The organism is Streptomyces sp. NPDC090442 (assembly GCF_044769405.1).
Taxonomy (GTDB): domain Bacteria; phylum Actinomycetota; class Actinomycetes; order Streptomycetales; family Streptomycetaceae; genus Streptomyces.
Genome location: NZ_JBIVXW010000010.1, coordinates 1 through 17,802 on the forward strand (window position 1 = coordinate 1; position 17,802 = coordinate 17,802).

Annotated in this window: 16 protein-coding genes and 1 riboswitch; of the genes, 8 read left to right on the forward strand and 8 right to left on the reverse strand. The window is 73.1% G+C overall.

The genetic code is table 11. From position 1 onward, the window contains the following. Positions 1–114 precede the first annotated feature (114 nt). The 4 genes from ACIQU6_RS09730 to ACIQU6_RS09745 all read right to left on the reverse strand — a co-directional run bounded on the left by ACIQU6_RS09730 (position 115) and on the right by ACIQU6_RS09745 (position 4,260). On the reverse strand, positions 115–705 hold the full coding sequence (locus ACIQU6_RS09730; RefSeq protein WP_403481233.1) for a hypothetical protein: 591 nt from the start codon (positions 703–705) through the stop codon (positions 115–117). A 166-nt stretch (positions 706–871) separates the two neighbouring features. Next, a complete protein-coding gene (locus tag ACIQU6_RS09735; protein ID WP_403481103.1) occupies positions 872–1,942 on the reverse strand; it encodes a prenyltransferase in 1,071 nt (356 codons plus the stop codon). Then, positions 1,939–2,766, reverse strand: coding sequence for a class I SAM-dependent methyltransferase (locus ACIQU6_RS09740; RefSeq protein ID WP_403481104.1), 828 nt, complete (start codon positions 2,764–2,766; stop codon positions 1,939–1,941). Before ACIQU6_RS09740 ends, ACIQU6_RS09735 begins: the two co-directional genes overlap by 4 nt. Positions 2,767–2,841: 75 nt before the next feature. After that, positions 2,842–4,260, reverse strand: a complete 1,419-nt coding sequence (locus ACIQU6_RS09745; RefSeq protein ID WP_403481105.1) for a glycosyltransferase family 4 protein — start codon at positions 4,258–4,260, stop codon at positions 2,842–2,844. Between the two features lie 238 nt (positions 4,261–4,498). Between ACIQU6_RS09745 and ACIQU6_RS09750 the strand changes: the two genes are divergently transcribed. Then, the gene (locus ACIQU6_RS09750; RefSeq protein ID WP_403481106.1) at positions 4,499–5,122 is read left to right on the forward strand and encodes a TetR family transcriptional regulator; all 624 of its coding nucleotides are present in this window, start codon (positions 4,499–4,501) and stop codon (positions 5,120–5,122) included. 100 nt (positions 5,123–5,222) lie between these two features. Here ACIQU6_RS09750 and ACIQU6_RS09755 read toward each other — a convergent pair whose 3' ends face one another. Both ACIQU6_RS09755 and ACIQU6_RS09760 read right to left on the reverse strand, forming a co-directional pair. Beyond that, complete coding sequence (locus ACIQU6_RS09755; RefSeq protein WP_403481107.1) at positions 5,223–5,456, reverse strand: ferredoxin; 234 nt, start codon at positions 5,454–5,456, stop codon at positions 5,223–5,225. Beyond that, on the reverse strand, positions 5,456–6,907 hold the full coding sequence (locus tag ACIQU6_RS09760) for an aldehyde dehydrogenase (RefSeq protein ID WP_403481108.1): 1,452 nt from the start codon (positions 6,905–6,907) through the stop codon (positions 5,456–5,458). Before ACIQU6_RS09760 ends, ACIQU6_RS09755 begins: the two co-directional genes overlap by 1 nt. Positions 6,908–7,247: 340 nt before the next feature. On the opposite strand from ACIQU6_RS09760, the gene ACIQU6_RS09765 reads away from it, so the two are divergent. From ACIQU6_RS09765 to ACIQU6_RS09790, 6 genes are all read left to right on the forward strand, one after another. Next, positions 7,248–8,327 carry an MBL fold metallo-hydrolase gene (locus ACIQU6_RS09765; RefSeq protein WP_403481109.1) on the forward strand — a complete coding sequence of 360 codons (1,080 nt, stop codon included), beginning with the start codon at positions 7,248–7,250 and terminating at the stop codon, positions 8,325–8,327. 347 nt (positions 8,328–8,674) lie between these two features. Next, a riboswitch (cobalamin riboswitch) is annotated at positions 8,675–8,759 on the forward strand. A 196-nt stretch (positions 8,760–8,955) separates the two neighbouring features. Continuing rightward, positions 8,956–10,305, forward strand: coding sequence for a prenyltransferase/squalene oxidase repeat-containing protein (locus tag ACIQU6_RS09770; protein ID WP_403481110.1), 1,350 nt, complete (start codon positions 8,956–8,958; stop codon positions 10,303–10,305). Then, a complete protein-coding gene (locus ACIQU6_RS09775; protein ID WP_403481111.1) occupies positions 10,305–10,970 on the forward strand; it encodes an SCO2322 family protein in 666 nt (221 codons plus the stop codon). The genes ACIQU6_RS09770 and ACIQU6_RS09775 overlap by 1 nt, the downstream gene beginning before the upstream one ends. Continuing rightward, positions 10,967–12,127 (forward strand): CbiQ family ECF transporter T component, encoded by a 1,161-nt coding sequence (locus ACIQU6_RS09780; protein WP_403481112.1) that lies wholly within the window; start codon positions 10,967–10,969, stop codon positions 12,125–12,127. Before ACIQU6_RS09775 ends, ACIQU6_RS09780 begins: the two co-directional genes overlap by 4 nt. Before the next feature lie 96 nt (positions 12,128–12,223). Then, the gene (locus ACIQU6_RS09785; protein WP_403481113.1) at positions 12,224–13,852 is read left to right on the forward strand and encodes an ABC transporter ATP-binding protein; all 1,629 of its coding nucleotides are present in this window, start codon (positions 12,224–12,226) and stop codon (positions 13,850–13,852) included. Next, complete coding sequence (locus ACIQU6_RS09790) at positions 13,849–14,793, forward strand: ECF transporter S component (protein ID WP_403481114.1); 945 nt, start codon at positions 13,849–13,851, stop codon at positions 14,791–14,793. Before ACIQU6_RS09785 ends, ACIQU6_RS09790 begins: the two co-directional genes overlap by 4 nt. Here the strand turns inward: ACIQU6_RS09790 and ACIQU6_RS09795 are convergent. After that, entirely contained in the window at positions 14,777–15,946 is a 1,170-nt protein-coding gene (locus ACIQU6_RS09795; RefSeq protein WP_403481115.1) for a steroid 3-ketoacyl-CoA thiolase, read from the reverse strand. The two genes, ACIQU6_RS09790 and ACIQU6_RS09795, sit on opposite strands and share 17 nt — an antisense overlap. Before the next feature lie 275 nt (positions 15,947–16,221). Here ACIQU6_RS09795 and ACIQU6_RS09800 point away from each other — a divergent pair, with 275 nt between their 5' ends. Continuing rightward, complete coding sequence (locus ACIQU6_RS09800; RefSeq protein WP_403481116.1) at positions 16,222–17,454, forward strand: cytochrome P450; 1,233 nt, start codon at positions 16,222–16,224, stop codon at positions 17,452–17,454. On the opposite strand, the gene ACIQU6_RS09805 is transcribed toward ACIQU6_RS09800, so the two are convergent. Next, a complete protein-coding gene (locus tag ACIQU6_RS09805) occupies positions 17,426–17,800 on the reverse strand; it encodes a hypothetical protein (RefSeq protein WP_403481117.1) in 375 nt (124 codons plus the stop codon). The two genes, ACIQU6_RS09800 and ACIQU6_RS09805, sit on opposite strands and share 29 nt — an antisense overlap. Positions 17,801–17,802 lie beyond the last annotated feature (2 nt).

Below are 17,802 nucleotides of genomic sequence, written 5' to 3' on the forward strand. Positions count from 1 at the left end.
GGCTCGCCCCGCGCAGCGGACCGGCCCCGCGCCGCCGGGCGCAAAGACAGCAACCCGCACGGCGGGACAGACGGCAACGTGGGAACCAACCGGCGCCAGCCGACAACGTGGGAGTTACCCGCCGAGCTGCGAGGCGCTCGGCACTTGGTCGGTCACCGTAGCCCCGTTCTTCTTCCCCGCGTCCTTGACGTTGCCGATGACGTTCTGGAACTTGCCGACGTCGTCGGGGCTGGCCTCGCCCTTGCGGAGCTTCGTGCCGAGGTCCTTGAGGGAGTCGATGCCGCCGTTGATCGGGGCGAGGGCCTTGGAGAGCGTCGGGTCGCCCTGGGCGTTGCGGACCGCGGCCTTGAGGCGGTTGTAGGTGAAGACGCCGGCGAGGCCGGCCTTGATCAGCGTCCGCTTGCGGTGGTCGGCGCCCTTCTTGAAGTCGCCTTCCTTGTACGGCTTGATGATCCACTTGTAGGTGGCGCCGGCCGCCAGGCCCGCGTTGGTGACGAAGCGGGTCTTGGCGAACTTCTGCTTCTCGAAGGAACTGCTGGGGCTGGGCGAGCCGCTGGCGCCGCCCTCGTCCTTCTTCGAGCCGCCGCAGGCGACGGCGCCCAGGGTCAGCGTGCAGGCCAACAGCAGGGCGACGACGGCCCGGCGGAGGGCCGCACGGTCGCGGGACGGGGCGGGGTGGTGGGCGGGGGACTGCGGATCGGTCACGGCACGCGGAACGGACACGGCACGCCTCCGGCGGGCATCTCGGCGGGGAACATCGTCCGCAGCCTGACCCGCCCGTCGGTGGGCCGCCACCGGTAAACGGCCAACCGGGGGTGGCCGGATCCCGCGCCCCGCGCTGGCTCACGCGGGGCGCGCTACGGGGGCGCCGTCAACGGCAGCAGTCGGGCGCCAGCCCGGAAGGCAGCCGTTCGCCGCCGAACACCGAGGTGGTGGCCTCGTCACCGCCGAGGGCGGCGACCGCCAACAGCAGTGATCCGGCCGTCCAGGAGGTCAGCTCCCGTGGCCATATCGCCTCGTCCTCGAAGACGTAGCCGGTCCAGTACATGCCGTTCTCGGCGCGCAGGTGCTGGATCCAGCCGAGGATCGACACCGCCCGGTCGGACTCGCCCATCGCCCAGAGCGCCAGGGCCAGTTCGGCGCTCTCGCCGCCGGTGACCCAGGGGTTGGGCGACACACAGCGCACGCCGAGGCCGGGGACGACGAAGCGGTCCCACTCGGCGTCGATCCGGGCCCGGGCCGCCGCGCCGCGCACCGCGCCGCCCAGCACCGGGTAGTACCAGTCCATGGAGTAGCGGGACTTGTCGAGGAACCGCTCGGGGTGGTGGCGTATCGCGTGGCCGAGCCGGCCGAGGGCCAACTCCCAGTCGGGCTGCGGCTCCTCGCGCTGCTCGGCCAGCGCCAGCGCGCAGCGCAGCGCCTGGTAGACGGAGGACGAGCCGGTCAGCAGCGCGTCGCGGACCGGCGTGCCGTCGTCCTCGCGCTTCCAGCCGATCTCCCCACCGGGCTGCTGGAGTTCCAGCACGTACTCGATCGACGCGTAGACCGCCGGCCACATCCGGTCCAGGAAGGTCTCGTCGCCGGTGGAGAGGAAGTGGTGCCAGACGCCGACCGCGAGGTAGGCGCAGAAGTTGGTCTCCCGGCCGCGGTCGGTGGGGGCGCCGGCGTCCCCGTCGGCGTAGGCGGCGTACCAGGAGCCGTCGGGGTTCTGGTGCCGGACCAGCCAGTCGTAGGCGGCCTCGGCTCGCTCGTGTTCGCCGGCCGCGTCCAGCGCCATGGCGGCCTCGGTGTGGTCCCACGGGTCGAGGTGGTGGCCGCGGAACCAGGGGATGGCGCCGTCCGTGCGCTGGGTCGCCAGGATGCCCGCGACCGTGCGGGCGGCCTGGTCGGCGGTGAGCACCCCCGGCAGGACGAGCCGTTCGGTGCGCCCGGGGCTCGTCACGTGGCGGCCCCGCGGGTGGCGGCGGGCTTGGTGGACCGGGTGCGCCGGGCGGCGGGCTCCGCCGCGGGCCGCGCGGCCGCCTCGGGCTCGGGCTCGGCCGCCGCCTCGGGCAGGTGCGGCTTGGTGGCGTAGGCGACGAAGCTCTTGCCGATGAGGGGGTTGAGGGCCTGCTCGGCGAGCCGGGTGGCCAGCGGCTTCTTCATGATGTCCCAGACCAGCAGCTTGTGGTACGCCTTCACCGGCAGCGCACCGTCGTTGTCCACGCCGAAGGCGCACTTGAGCCACCAGTAGGGGCTGTGCAGTCCGTGGGCGTGGTGCGTCCCGTACGGTTCGAGGCCGGCCTGGCGCATCTTGTCGAGGAGTTCGTCGCCGCGGTAGATGCGGATGTGGCCGCCCTCGACCTCGTGGTAGGCGTCGGAGAGCGCCCAGCAGATCTTCTCCGGGCCGTAGCGCGGCACGGTGACCGCGATCCGGCCGCCGGGGCGCAGCACCCGGACCATCTCGGCGAGTACCCCCTTGTCGTCCGGGATGTGCTCCATCACCTCGGAGATGATCACGACGTCGAAGCTGGCGTCGGGGAACGGCAGCGCCAGCGCGTCGCCCTCCATGGCGGTGGCGGTGGCGCCCGCCGGGGCCTCACCGGCCTCCTCCATCGCCGCGAACCACTTGGCGACCTCGCGGATCTCCTCGCCGTTCTGGTCCAGGGCGACGACCTGCGCGCCCCGCCGGTAGCACTCGAAGGCGTGCCGGCCCGCGCCGCACCCCAGGTCCAGGACGCGGTCGCCCGGGGCGAGCGGGAATCGGGAAAAGTCGACGGTCAGCACGGCGTTCGCTTTCGTCCGGCGGTCAGGGGCGGGGAGAGGTACGGCGGTGGCGGCGGGCGGTCGGCGCGGCGCGGTTCATCGGCGACCGGTGAACCGGGGGGCGGCGCCGGCCCGTTGGCGGTCCATGGCCTCGCGGTAGCGGTCGGCGGTGCCGATGGCGGCCTGCCGCCAGGTGAAGCGGGCCAGCACCCGCTCCCGGCCGGCCGCGCCCAGGCGGCGGCGCAGCGGCTCGTCGCCCAACAGCCGCAGCAGGCCGCTGGCGAGCGCCCCGGCGTCGCCCGGCGGCACCGCGAGGCAGGTCTCGCCGTCCGGCCCGGCGACCTCGGGGATGGCGCCGCCGGTGGTGGCCAGCAGCGGGGTGCCGGTGGCCATCGCCTCGGCGGCGGGCAGCGAGAAGCCCTCGTAGAGGGAGGGCACGCAGGCGACTTGGGCGCCGCGCACCAGGTCGACGAGTTCGGCGTCGGTGATGCCCTTGACGAACTCGACGGCGCTGGACAGGCCGAGCCGTTCGATGGCGGCCGCGACTGGCCCGCCGTCGGCGCGCTTGCCGACCACGACGAGGTGCGCGTCGGGGTGCTCGGTGCGGACCTTGGCCAGCGCCTCGACGAGGTGGATTAGCCCCTTGAGGGGGACGTCGGCGCTGGAGGTGGTGACGATCCGGCCGGGCACCTCGGGGACGGTCGGGTCGGGGCGGAAGAGGTCGGTGTCGGCGCCGATGGGGACGACGTGGATCCGGTCGGGGCGGACCCCGAGGTCGTCGACGATCTCCTGTCGGGAGGAGCCGGAGACGGTCAGCACCGACGGCAGCCGCCGGGCCACCCGCTTCTGCATGCGGGTGAAGCCGTACCAGCGGCGGACCGAGGCGCGCCGCCTCCAGTCCTGCGCGGCGGCCAGGTCGAGCCGGCGGTCGACGGTGATGGGGTGGTGGATGGTGGTGACCAGGGGGGCGCCGAGCGCGTCCGGGCCGCCGAGCAGGCCGTAGCCGAGGGTCTGGTTGTCGTGGACGACGTCGAACTGGCCGCGGCGGGCGGCGAGATGGCGCCGGGCACGCAGGGAGAAGGTCAGCGGTTCGGGGAAGCCGCCGGTCCACATCGTGCCGACTTCGAGGGCGTCGATCCAGTCGCGGAACTCGTCACGCCCGGGCGTGCGGAACGGGTCGGGCTGGCGGTAGAGGTCGAGGCTGGGCAGCTCGGTCAGGCTCACTCCGCCGGACGCCGTCCGGGAGGCGCCTTCCTCTCCCGGCCCGCCCTCGACGAGGAGGGGCCCGTCGTCCAGGACCGGGTACGGCTGGGCGCCGATGACCTCGACGGTGTGGCCGAGGCGGGCCAGTTCGCGCGAGAGGTGCCGGACGTAGACGCCCTGACCGCCGCAGAACGGGTTCCCCTTGTACGTGAGCATCGCGATCCGCAGGGGACGCTCACGGTCCGTCGGAGCGGAGGCCGAGGGGGTCTCCGCCGGGCGGGGCGCGGCTTCCTGGACGGCCTCAGCGGTCACGCACGGCCCCCTTCTCACTGGACTTTCGCCGGAGCGTAACCGCTGGCGGTAATCTAGAACAAGTTTCAGAACTGCAAAGCTACTGATCAGTTCACCGGTATGCGAATCTACCGGGCGGGAACGGAGCGGAAAGAGCCACACCGGGTGATTCGCGCCACGGCCCGGCCCCTGCCATGCTGTGCCGATCGCACCACCGGCACTCACCGCATCGCGGACGGAAAGCCACGGAATGGGACACATGACTACGGAATCCAAGGCGGCCAGGCCGGCGCTTCCGGCGAGTCCTCCCCTGACCGAACGTCAGGAGGCCCGGCGCCGCCGCATCCTGCACACCAGCGCCAAACTGGCCGGCCGCGGCGGCTTCGACGCCGTCCAGATGCGCGAGGTGGCCGAATCCTCCGGCGTCGCGCTCGGCACCCTCTACCGCTACTTCCCGTCCAAGGTGCACCTGCTCGTCGCCACCATGCAGGACCAGCTCCAGCACCTGCACGAGACGCTGCGCAAGCGCCCCCCGTCGGAGGAGGACCCCGGCGCCCGGGTCGCCCAGACGCTGATGCGGGCCTTCCGCGCCCTGCAACGCGAACCGCACCTGGCCGACGCGATGGTGCGGGCGCTGACCTTCGCCGACCGGTCCGTCAGCCCCGAGGTGGACACCGTCTCCCGACTGACCACCGCGATCATCCTCGACGCCATCGGCCTGGACGGCCCGCCCACCCCCGAGCAGCTCTCCGCGGTCCGCGTCATCGAACACACCTGGCACTCCGCCCTGATCACCTGGCTCTCCGGCCGCGCCTCGATCGCCCAGGTGAAGATCGACATCGAAACCGTCTGCCGCCTGATCGATCTGACGGTTCTCCGTTAACTTCCCGCCCCCACCGGGTAGTTGGCCCGCAAGGGGCCCTCGCGACCCCTACGGGTCCGCCCACCCCGCCCCCTACGGGCCCACTCCCCACCCCCGCCCCTCACTCCTCCGGCGGGAAGACCACCTCCCCGCTCCCCGCCCCGGTGATCGCGATGGCCTCCACCGGGCAGCCCTCGGCCGCCGCCAACACGCTCTCGGCGGCCTCGGTTTCCGGCTCGACGGGGTGCGACTGCCGCGCCGCGTCCAACCGGAACCGCTCCGGCGCGGTCCCGGCGCACAGCCCCGACCCGATGCACACCCCCCGGTCCACCGCCACCCGCCAGCGCTCGCCCATCAGGCACCCGCCGGCAGGTGGATCATCTTGTGCTCCAGGTATTCCGCGAACCCCTCGGGCCCGAACTCCCGCCCGATCCCGGAGTTCTTGTAGCCGCCGAACGGCCCGAGCATGTCGATGCTGAAGGTGTTCACCGAGTACGTCCCGGTCCGCACCCGCCGCGCGATCTCGATGCCGCGCTCGGTGTCCGCGGTCCACACCGACCCCGACAGCCCGTACTCCGAGTCGTCGGCGATCCGCACCGCCTCCTCCTCATCCCCGTACGGCAACAGGCAGATCACCGGGCCGAAGATCTCCTCCCGGGCGATCCGCATCCCGTTGTCGACCCCGCCGAAGAGCGTGGGCTCGACGTACCACCCCGTCGACCGCCCCTTCGGACGCCCGCCGCCGGCCAGCACCTTGGCGCCCTCCCGCTGCCCCAACGCGATGTAGTCCAACGAGCGTTGCTGCTGCCGGCGGGCGACCAGCGGGCCCACCTCGGTGGCCGGATCCAGCGGGTCGCCGACGACCAGCGCCCCCGCCGCCGCGGCGAACCGCTCGGCGATCTCGTCGTAACGGCTGCGCGGGGCGAGGATCCGGGTCTGCGCCACGCACGCCTGCCCGTTGATCATCCAGGCGAACGGCGCGATCCCGGCCACCGCCGCGTCCAGGTCCGCGTCCGGCAGGATCACCGCCGCGGACTTGCCGCCCAACTCCAGCGTCACCCGGCTGAGGTTGCGGGCCGCGACCTCCATCACCCGCCTGCCCGCCGCCACCGACCCGGTGAACGACACCTTGTCCACGCCCGGGTGCCCGACGAGGTACTCGCTCACCTCCCGGTCGGCCGGCAGGATCGACAACACCCCGTCCGGCAGCCCGGCTTCGGTCACGATCTCCGCCAGCAGATACGCGTCCAACGGCGTCTCCGGCGAGACCTTCAGCACCACCGAGCACCCGGCCAGCAGCGCCGGTGCCAGCTTGGCCGCCGCGGTGAACTGCGGGACGTTCCACGGCACCACGGCCGCGACCACCCCCACCGGCTCCCGGCGCACCAGCAGCGGTCCGAGCGCCCCGGCCCGCCGCTCCTCGAACGTGAACTCCCGTGCCACCGTGAGCGCCGCGTCCCAGACCATCATCGCGGCCAGCGACTGCACCATGACACCCGAGGTGACCGGCGTCCCGTTCTGCGCGCCGATCACCCGCGCGAACTCCTCGCTGCGCGCGGCGAACGCGTCCTTGATCCGGGTCACCACGGCGATCCGCTCGTCCAGCGGCGCGTTCGCCCACACCCCCGACGCGAAGGAGGCCCGGGCCGTCGCCACCGCGCGGTCCACGTCGGCGCGCGACGCGTGCGGCACCCGGCCGATGACGCGTTCGGTGTGCGGCGAGACGACCTCGATCGTGTCCGGGCCGGCCGGATCGACCAACTCACCGCCTATATAGAGCTTTCCGTACTCGACGAGGTCGCTCATCGCTGCCGCCTCCCGACGGTCTCGACGGTCTGGTGACACTCCGTACGCCATGGGCGGTCGGCCGGCCCCCGGGGTCGTTGAGTGACTGCTGGCGGGACCGTTGCCCGAACCGCCCACTGGCGCCTTTGCATTTCTGACGCTTCATCAGAAAGTGCTCCCAGAACTGATACCAGTTCCCTGTCCCGGAGTCCACGCCGCCGACGCGAATCCCAACCCGCCCGCCTCCCCCGACTCCGCGCCGAGACACGGACGTTCCGGATCATTCTGGAACGCGTTCTAGTTCTGTAACGCGTTCTCGTTATAGTTGACGACGACAACGGCACAGGAGGGGACGGGACCGATGGCACCTCAGGTGATCGACCACCGGGGCGGGGTGTGGAGCATCGCCGTCCCCATCCCGGACAACCCCCTCGGCCACACCCTCGTCCACCTCCTGGAGACCGACCGCGGGCCGGTGCTCATCGACACCGGCTGGGACGACCCCGACTCCTGGGACACCCTCGCCGCCGGCATCGCCGCCTGCGGCTTCGCGCCCGCCGACGTGCACGGCGTGGTGATCACCCATCACCATCCGGACCACCACGGGCTGTCCGCGAAGGTGCGGGAGACCTCCGGCGCGTGGGTCGCCATGCACGCCGCGGACGCCGCGGTCGTCCACCGCACCCGCGAGGCGCAACCGGGGCAGTGGCTCGACTACCTCGTCGCCAAGCTCACCGCGGCGGGGGCGCCGGACGCGCACATGGAGCCGCTGCGGGCCGCCCGCGCCCGGCGCCGCGAACGGAGGCTGCCCGGACCGCGACCGGCACTGCCCGACCGGGACATCGAGCCCGGCGCGCTCCTCGCCCTCCCCGGCCGCCGGGTCCGGGCGATCTGGACGCCGGGCCACACCCCGGGCCACGTCTGCCTCCACCTGGAAGAGGCCCACCCGGCGCACTCCTCCCCCACGGCCTCCGCCGCCCCGACCGGCTTCGGGCGACTCTTCTCCGGAGACCACCTCCTGCCGAGCATCACCCCGCACATCGGGCTGTACGAGGACCCCGACGACGTGCCGTCCGACCTGCTCGACCGGGGCGATCCGCTCGGCGACTACCTCGACTCCCTCGAACGCGTCGCCCGCCTCGCCCCGGCCGAGGTGCTGCCGGCGCACCAGCACGCCTTCCCGGACGCGGCGGGACGCGTCCGGGAGCTGATCGCGCACCACGAGGAACGCCTCGCCGACCTCCGCGCCCTGCTGCGCGAGCCGCTCACGGCCTGGCAGCTCGCCGCGGCCATGCAGTGGAACCGCCCCTGGGAGCGGATACCCCCCGGCTCCCGCAACATCGCCGTCTCCGAGGCGGAGGCCCACCTCCGCCACCTGATCAAACGCGGCCACGCGGAACCGCTACCGGGCTCGGACCCCCTCCGCTACATAGCCCTCTAGATCCCCTCCAGCCCCCTTCGATCCCCCTGCATCCACACACCCCCACCACCCCTCACTCCGCGAATACAATCGGTGACGGAACGTGGAACTCCCCACCGCCCCGCGTTCGTTGCCGGAATAAGGAGGAGGCGGCGGCGAGCGAGGCGGACGCCAGAGCGCGGCGGACGCCAGGACCGGGCGCAACAGGGCGGACACAGCAGAGCTGGAGGGCCGCAAAGCTGCAGACACCTCGGTCGAGGCGCGAGGGGGAGGGGGGCCTGGGCCGGGAGCCGAGGTGCCGCAACGGCGTGAGGGGCCGGCCCCCGGAGCGTTAAGGTGTGCGGGACAACTTCATCCGTACCCGATCGGGGGAAGCCGGTGGAAATCCGGCACTGACCCGCAACCGTGAGTACGGCCGCGCCTGGCGGTGCGGGCGTACGAGTCGGAGCACCCGGCCGGGCACGACCAAGGCTCCCGCCACCGGAACCGCCACGCGCGTGGACGGCCGGTGCGCGGCACCGTCGAGGTTTACGGAACTGAGCCCGGTGCCACCGCGCCGCACCCCGGGGTGCGCGCGGGCGGTCGCCCGAGTGCGGCTCGGTCTCGTGAGCCCGCCGCGACCCCGACCGAATCCGAGAGGCACCCCCCGATGGCCCCCATGGCTCCCCAGGCCCCCGCGCCGCAGTCGCATCCCGCCGCCCCCCGGGCGCGCCGCGCCGCTACGGCGTTGGCCGCCGTGGCGGCCGCCGCCGTGCTGGCCGGTGCCGCGGCCCCGGCCGCGTTCGCCGACGAGTCGACGGACGGGCAGAAGCCGAAGCAGCAGTTGCCGAAGGGGCTGTACGGGAGCAAGGACCCGCAGTACGACGGGGTGTGGCGGCAGTCGCTGGCGTTGCTGGCGCAGCACACGGTGGGGGTGCGGCCGGCGGGGTCCGGGGTGGACTGGCTGGCGGGGCAGCAGTGTGCGGACGGGGCGTTCGCCGCGTTCCGGGCCGACCCCGGCAAGGGGTGCGACGCCGGCACGATGCGGGACACCAACCAGACGGCGGCCGCAGTGCAGGCGCTGACGGCGCTCGGTGGGCACGGGGACGCGGTGCAGAAGGCCGTGCGGTGGCTGAAGTCCGTGCAGCACGAGGACGGCGGCTGGAGCTCGATGCCCGGTGGGCAGGGTGGCGAGGTGAGCGACGCCAACTCGACGGCCGTGGTGATCGGGGCGCTCGCCACGGCGGGTGAGAAGCCGGAGTCGGTGACGGCGAAGGGCGGCAAGTCGCCGTACGACGCGTTGCTGGGGTTCCGGCTGGGGTGTGCGGCGAAGGACGGGGAGCGCGGGGCGTTCACCTTCCAGTTGAAGAACGCGGCGCCGAACGCCGATGCGACGGCGGCCGCGGTCACCGGGGCGCTGGGCAGGGGCTTCGTGGTGGCGCCGGCGGCGAAGGACGCGGACCGGCCGGTGAAGTCGTTGGACTGTGCGAAGGACGGTCCGTCGGGGAGCGACGCACAGGCCCGCGGCGCGGTCGCGGACGGGGGCGCCGGGTGGCTGGTCGGGCAGTTGGACGCCGGGGGGCAGCATCTGAAGTCGGCGATGCCGGGTGCCGAGCAGCAGCCCGATGTGGGCAACACCGCCGATGCGGTGGTGGCGTTGGCGGCCGGTGCGCACGGCGCGGCCGCGCAGAAGCCGCTCGGGTGGCTGGAGAAGAACGCGGCGGGCTGGGCGAAGCAGGGCGGTCCGGCCGCCTATGCCCAGTTGATCTTCGCGGCGCACGCCGCCGGCGCCGACCCGCGGTCGTTCGGCGGCACCGACCTGGTGTCCGCGCTGAACGCCACCGGGCCCGAGCCGGCCGGCAGCGGTGCCGCGTCGCCGGCCGCGGACAAGGACGCGAAGGACGCCAAGGGCGACCGCGGCGGCATCGGGGTGTGGTGGGTGATCGGCGTCGGGCTGGCCGTCGGTGCCGGCGTCGGCTTCCTGATCAGCGGCCGCAACAAGTCCAAGACCGGGCTGTGATGCGGGCGCGGCGGACCGCCGGGGCGCTGTTGCTGGCGGGGGCGGTGGCCGGTCTGGGCGCCGGGCCCGCGCAGGCGCAGGGGCAGCAGTACCGGTACTGGTCGTTCTGGGACGGTAAGGGCGCTTCGTGGGTGTATGCCACGGAGGGGCCCGGGACCGCGCGGCCGGCCGACGGGGCCGTCGTGGGGTTCCGTTTCGCCGTGAGCGCGGACTCCGCGAAGGCGGCCACTCCGCGCACCGCCCCGGACTTCGCCGCGCTGTGCGACCGGACGCCGGCCCGCGCCGGGTCCAAGCGGGTCGGTGTGGTGGTCGACTTCGGCACGGCGGCGGATGCGCCGTCGGGCGAGCGTCCGCCGGCGCAGCGGTCGGGCTGTGCGCAGGTGCCGGCGGACGCCCCGGCCGGTGAGGCGCTGGCCGCGGTGGCCAAGCCGTTGCGGTACGACGCCAGTGCGCTGCTGTGCGCGATCGCGGGGTATCCGCGGTCGGGGTGTGCGGAGCAGGTGGCCGGCGACGGTGGGACGGGTTCGACGGCGAAGCCCGGTGCCGGCGGCGAGGACGGCAAGGACGACGACGGGGGTCCGTCGGCGGGGCTGGTCGGCGGGATCGGTGCCGTGGTGGTGTTGGGCGCGGCCGGTGTGTGGCAGGCGCGCCGGCGGCGCGGATGAGCGCCCCGCGGGCCACCCGCAGTACCGCCCTGCACGCCGGCGCCTGGTGGGTGTGGGCGCTGGGGTTGGCGACGGCCGCGTCGCGGACCACCAATCCGTTGCTGCTGGGGCTGCTGGTGGGGGTGGCCGGTTATGTGGTGGCGGTGCGGCGGACGGATGCGCCGTGGGCGCGTTCGTACGGGGCGTTCGTGAAGCTGGCGCTGGTGGTGTTGGGCATCCGGTTGGTGTTCGCGTTCGTGCTGGGTTCGCCGATCCCGGGTACCCACACCCTGGTGACGTTGCCCGAACTCCCGCTCCCGGATTGGGCGAAGGGGGTGCGGGTCGGTGGCCGGGTGACCGCGGAGGGGATGGTCTTCGCGCTGTACGACGGGTTGAAGCTGGCCGCGTTGTTGATCTGTGTGGGGGCGGCCAATGCGTTGGCGAACCCGGCGCGGTTGCTCAAGTCGTTGCCCGGTGCGCTGTATGAGGCGGGGGTGGCGGTGGTGGTCGCGATGACGTTCGCGCCGAATCTGGTGGCGGACGTGCAACGGCTGCGCGCCGCGCGGCGGTTGCGGGGGCGGCCGGACCGTGGGGCGAAGGCGTTGTTGCAGGTGGGGGTGCCGGTGTTGGAGGGCGCGTTGGAGCGGTCGGTGGCGTTGGCCGCGGCCATGGACGCGCGGGGTTACGGCCGGAGCGCGCAGGTGCCGCGGGCGGTGCGGCGACTGACGGCGGTGTTGACGCTGGGCGGGCTGCTCGGGGTGTGTGCGGGGGCGTACGGGTTGTTGGGGGATGCCGGGGGCGGCTACGGGTTGCCGTTGTTGGCGGCCGGCCTGGCGGCGGCGTTGGCGGGGTTGTGGTTGGGCGGCCGCCGGTCGGTGCGGACCCGGTACCGGCCCGAACGGTGGGGTGTGCGGGCCTGGTTGGTGTCGGGGTCGGGGGTGGCGGTGGCGGCGTTGATGATCGCGGCGAACGGCTATGCGCCGGGGGCGCTGCATCCGCCGGCGGTGCCGTTGACGGCGCCGGCGTTGCCGCTGTGGCCGGCGTTGTCGTTGTTGGTGGGGTTGGTACCCGCGGTGGCGGCGCCGGCGCCGCTGGTGTCCGGGGCGCGCGCCGGTGGGGGCGCGTCGGACGTCCGCCCGGCCTCTCGCCGCGAGGCCGACCCCGATCCGATCCGTTGATTCCGTGGATGCCGTGGATGCCGTGGATGCCGTGGATGCCGTGGCTGAAGTCGCCGGAAGTCCGAAGTTGCCGGAAGTTGTTGAAGGAGCCGTGCAGTGATCCGCTTCGAGCAGGTCTCGGTCACCTATGGGGAGGCCGCCGAGCCGGCCGTCCAGGGGGTGGATCTGACCGTGCCGGAGGGGGAGTTGTGCCTCCTCGTCGGGCCGTCGGGGGTCGGCAAGTCGACCCTGTTGAACGCCGTGTGCGGGCTGGTGCCGCACTTCACCGGCGGTACGTTGCACGGCCGGGTGACGGTGGACGGGCGGGACACCCGTACCCATCCGCCGCGGGAGTTGGCCGATGTGGTGGGGACGGTGGGCCAGGACCCGTTGGCGCACTTCGTGACCGACACCGTCGAGGACGAGCTGGCGTACGGCATGGAGTCGTTGGGGTTGGCGCCGGAGGTGATGCGGCGCCGGGTCGAGGAGACGCTGGACCTGCTGGGTCTGGCGGAGTTGCGGGACCGGGCGATCGGCACGCTGTCGGGCGGGCAGATGCAGCGGGTGGCGATCGGTTCGGTGCTGACGGCGCATCCCAAGGTGCTGGTGTTGGACGAGCCGACGTCGGCGTTGGACCCGGGGGCCGCGGAGGAGGTGCTGGCCGTGTTGCAGCGGCTGGTCCACGATCTGGGGACGACGGTGCTGATGGCGGAGCACCGGTTGGAGCGGGTGGTGCAGTACGCGGACCAGGTGATCCTGCTGCCGGGGCCGGGTGCGGCTCCGGTGATGGGCGATCCGGCCGGGGTGTTGGCGGCGTCGCCGGTGCGGCCGCCGGTGGTCGAGTTGGGGCGGTTGGCGGGCTGGTCGCCGTTGCCGCTGTCGGTGCGGGACGCGCGGCGGAAGGCGGCCGGGCTGCGGGAGCGGCTGTCGGGGGCGGCGGCGCCGTCGGCGGGTGCGGTGGGGCGGCCGGCGGCGGGCGCGGAGCCGGTCGCGGTGGTCGAGGGGTTGGCTGTCCGTCGGGGGCGGGTGCCGGTGTTGGAGGGGGTCGGGCTGTCGGTGCGGCCGGGTGAGACGGTCGCGTTGATGGGGCGCAACGGGGCGGGCAAGTCGACGTTGTTGCGGACGCTGGTGGGGATGCACCAGCCGGCGTCGGGGTCGGTGCGGGTGGGCGGTGCGGTGCCGCACCGTACGCGGCCGCGGGATCTGGTGCGTCGGGTGGGGCTGGTGCCGCAGGAGCCGCGGGACCTGTTGTCGGCGGACACGGTGGCGGCGGAGTGTGCGGCCGCGGACCGGGATGCCGGGGCGCCCGAGGGGCGGTGTGCGGAGTTGGTGGCCCACCTGTTGCCGGGGGTGCGGGCGTCGGCGCATCCGCGGGATCTGTCGGAGGGGCAGCGGTTGGCGTTGGCGCTGGCGGTGGTGCTGGCCGCGCGGCCGCCGCTGCTGTTGTTGGACGAGCCGACCCGGGGGCTGGACTACGCGGCCAAGGCCCGGTTGGTGGAGGTGCTGCGGGGGTTGGCCGCCGAGGGGCAGGCGTGTGTGTTGGCGACGCACGACGTGGAGTTGGCGGCGGAGTTGGCGCACCGTGTGGTGATCCTGGCGGAGGGCGAGGTGGTCGCGGACGGTCCCACGGAGGACGTGGTGGTCTCGTCGCCGGCGTTCGCGCCGCAGGTGGCGAAGGTGTTGTCGCCGTTGCCGTGGTTGACGGTGTCGCAGGTGGCGCGTGCGTTGGCGGGGGCGTCGGCGTGAGGGCGCCGGTGGGGCGGGTGCGGGCGGTTCGGCTCGGGCCGCGGTCGGTGGTGGCGCTGTGTCTGGTGTCGGCGATCGGGGTGGTGGCCTTCGGGTGGCCGTTGTTGGCCGGTTCCGGGTCGGGGTTGGCGCATTCGCAGGATGCGCCGTGGTTGTTCGCCGCGTTGTTGCCGTTGTTGTTGGCGGTGGTGGTGGCGACGATCGCGGACGGTTCTTCGGGGGCGGCCGGGGGCACGCCGGGGCTGGATGCGAAGGCGATCGCGATGTTGGGGGTGTTGGCGGCGGCGGGGGCGGCGTTGCGGCCGTTGGGTGCGGGCACGGCGGGGATCGAGCCGATGTTCTTCCTCATGGTGCTGTCGGGGCGGGTGTTGGGGCCGGGGTTCGGTTTTGTGCTGGGGTCGGTGGCGATGTTCGCCTCGGCGTTGTTGACGGGTGGGGTGGGCCCGTGGATGCCGTTCCAGATGTTGTCGATGGGGTGGGTGGCGATGGGGGCGGGGTTGCTGCCGGGTTCCGGGCGGTGGCACGGGCGGCGGGAGTTGGTGATGTTGGCGGGGTACGGGGCGGTGGCGTCGGTGGCCTACGGGACGGTGATGAACCTCCAGGGGTGGCCGTACATCGGCGGGTTGGCGTCGGGGGTCTCGTTCGTGCCGGGTGATCCGCTGTCGGCCAACCTGCCGCGGTTCCTGGCGTATTGCCTGGCGACGTCGTTGGGGTGGGACCTGCCGCGGGCGGTGGTGACGGTGGTGTGCACGCTGACGCTCGGGGGGACGGTGCTCCGGGCGTTGCGCCGGGCCACCCGCCGGGCGGCGTTCGAGGCGCCGGTGGCGTTCGCGGGGCCGTCGGACGCGTCGGGCGGGTCGTCGGCGGAGTCGGGGGAACCGGCGGCGTCGGGCCCGGTGGAGCGGCCGGCGCAGGACGGGCGCGCTACAGGCGCTGGATGATCGTCGCGGTGGCCAGTGCGCCGCCGGCGCACATGGTGATCAGGGCGAACTCCTTGTCGCGGCGCTCCAGTTCGTGCAGGGCGGTGGTGAGCAGGCGGGCGCCGGTGGCGCCGACGGGGTGGCCGAGGGCGATGGCGCCGCCGTTGACGTTGACCTTGGTGAGGTCCTGGTCGAAGACCTGGGCCCAGGAGAGGACGACGGAGGCGAACGCCTCGTTGATCTCGACGAGGTCGATGTCCTTCAGGGACATGCCGGCCTTGCCGAGGACGGCGCGGGTGGCGTCGATCGGCCCGTCGAGGTGGTAGTGGGGGTCGGCGCCGACGAGGGCCTGGGCGACGATGCGGGCGCGCGGGGTGAGGCGGAGGGCGCGGGCCATCTTCTTGGAGGCCCACAGCAGCGCGGCGGCGCCGTCGGAGATCTGGGAGGAGTTGCCGGCGGTGTGGACGGCGGTGGGCATGACGGGCTTGAGGCCGGCGAGGGCCGCCATGCTGGTGTCGCGGAGTCCCTCGTCGCGGTCGACGAGGCGCCACATGCCGTGCCCGGCGGCCTGTTCGTCCTCGGTGGTGGGGACCTGGACGGCGAAGGTCTCGCGCTTGAAGCGTTCCTCGGCCCAGGCGGTGGCGGCGCGTTCCTGGGAGAGCAGGCCGAGGGCGTCGACGTTCTCGCGGGTGAGGCCGCGGTGGCGGGCGATGCGTTCGGCGGCCTCGAACTGGTTGGGCAGGTCGACGTTCCACTCCTCGGGCCAGGGTTTGCCGGGGCCGTGCTTGGAGCCGCTGCCGAGGGGGACGCGGGACATCGCCTCGACGCCGCAGCCGATGCCGATGTCGATGACGCCGCCGGCGATCATGTTGGCGACCATGTGGTTGGCCTGCTGGGAGGAGCCGCACTGGCAGTCGACGGTGGTGGCCGCGGTCTCGTAGGGCAGGCCCATGGTGAGCCAGGCGTTGCGGGCGGGGTTCATGGACTGTTCGCCGGCGTGGGTGACGGTGCCGCCGACGATCTGCTCGACGCAGTCGGGCTGGAGGCCGGTGCGGGCGAGGAGTTCGCGGTACGTCTCGCCCAGGAGGTAGGCGGGGTGGAGGTTGGCGAGCGCGCCCTGGCGCTTGCCGATGGGGGTGCGTACGGCTTCGACGATGACGGGTTCGGCGGCCATGACTCAACTCGTCCTCTCCTCGCGTCCGCGGCCGTCGGGGCGGCCACGGAGGGAAGAACTAGTACGCGTTCTAGTTCTGCGAACAGTCTCGTGAGCCGCCCGGTGCGGCGCAAGAGGGCTGCAGCGCCCTTGTGCGCAAGAGGCGTTGCCGTGACCCTTGCCACTTGTGGAACACGTCATTACCTTCACCGCGAACCGCATCTGATGGATCGTCAGAGACCTGTCGGTGACGGTGCCGTCAGGGCGCCAAGCCGTCGTTGGACCAGGAGTCGCCGATGCACTGCCCCGCGCTGCCCGATGGGTTCGACTTCACGGACCCCGACGTCTACCAGTCCCGGGTCCCGCTCCCGGAGTTCGCACGGCTGCGCCGGACCGCGCCGGTGTGGTGGAACGCCCAACCGCACGGCGTCGCCGGCTTCGACGACGACGGCTACTGGGTCGTCACCCGCCACCAGGACGTCAAGGAGGTCTCCACCGCGCCGGAGGTCTTCTCGGCCCGTCTCAACACCTCGATCATCCGCTTCAACCAGGGCATCTCCCGCGACCAGATCGAGGTCCAGAAGCTGATCATGCTGAACATGGACCCGCCCGAGCACACCCGGGTCCGGCAGATCGTGCAGCGCGGCTTCACCCCGCGGGCCGTCCGCGCCCTTGCAGACGCCCTCCGCCGGCGGGCCGAGCACATCGTCGGGGAGGCCCGGCACAAGGAGACCGGCAACTTCGTCACCGACGTCGCCTGCGAACTCCCCCTCCAGGCGATCGCCGAGCTCATCGGCATCCCGCAGGAGGACCGGGCCCGGATCTTCGACTGGTCGAACAAGATGATCGGCTACGACGACCCGGAGTTGGCCATCACCGAGGAGGTCGGCGCCAACGCGGCGATGGAGCTGATCGGGTACGCGATGAACCTCGCCGCGGCCCGCAAGGAGTGTCCGGCCAAGGACATCGTCAGCCGGCTGGTGGCCGCCGAGCACGAGGGCAACCTCGGCTCCGACGAGTTCGGGTTCTTCGTGCTGCTGCTGGCGGTGGCCGGCAACGAGACCACCCGCAACGCCATCACCCACGGCATGCACGCCTTCCTCACCCACCCCGAACAGTGGGAGCTCTACAAGCGCGAGCGCCCGGCGACCGCCGCCGAGGAGATCGTGCGCTGGGCGACCCCGGTGGTCTCCTTCCAGCGCACCGCCACCCAGGACACCGAACTGGGCGGCGCGCACATCAAGAAGGGCCAGCGGGTGGGGATCTTCTACTCCTCCGCCAACCACGACCCGGACGTCTTCGACCACCCCGAGGTCTTCGACATCACCCGCGACCCCAACCCGCACCTGGGCTTCGGCGGCGGCGGACCGCACTTCTGCCTCGGCAAGTCCCTCGCCGTCCTGGAGATCGACCTGATCTTCAACGCCCTCGCGGACGCCGTGCCCGGGATCTCCCTGGCCGGCGACCCGCGACGGCTGCGCTCCGCCTGGCTCAACGGGGTCAAGGAACTCCGGGTGCGCTACCGGTGAGGCTGAACACCGCCAGGGCGAGCACCTCCAGCACGCCGATGCTGAGCAGCGCGACCACCATCCGGCGGCGCAACGTGCGGTAGGCGGCCTCGTATTCGGCCCGCAGTGTGGCGCTGCGGGCCGCGACGCGTTCCAGGTAGGAGCGGGAGGTCTCGTGCTGCTCGCGGCAGTAGTGGGCGGCGACGTCCTCCCGTTGGGCGGTGGTGAGCCAGGGCAGCCGGGCGCAGAACTCCGCCGCCCGCGTGCGGGCCCGTTCCCGCTCCGCCTCCCACAGCAGGAAGCCCTCGATCTCGTTGATCGCCTCGGCCATCCGGACGTCCCCGCCCGCGCCACTCTCGTCGTTCATGG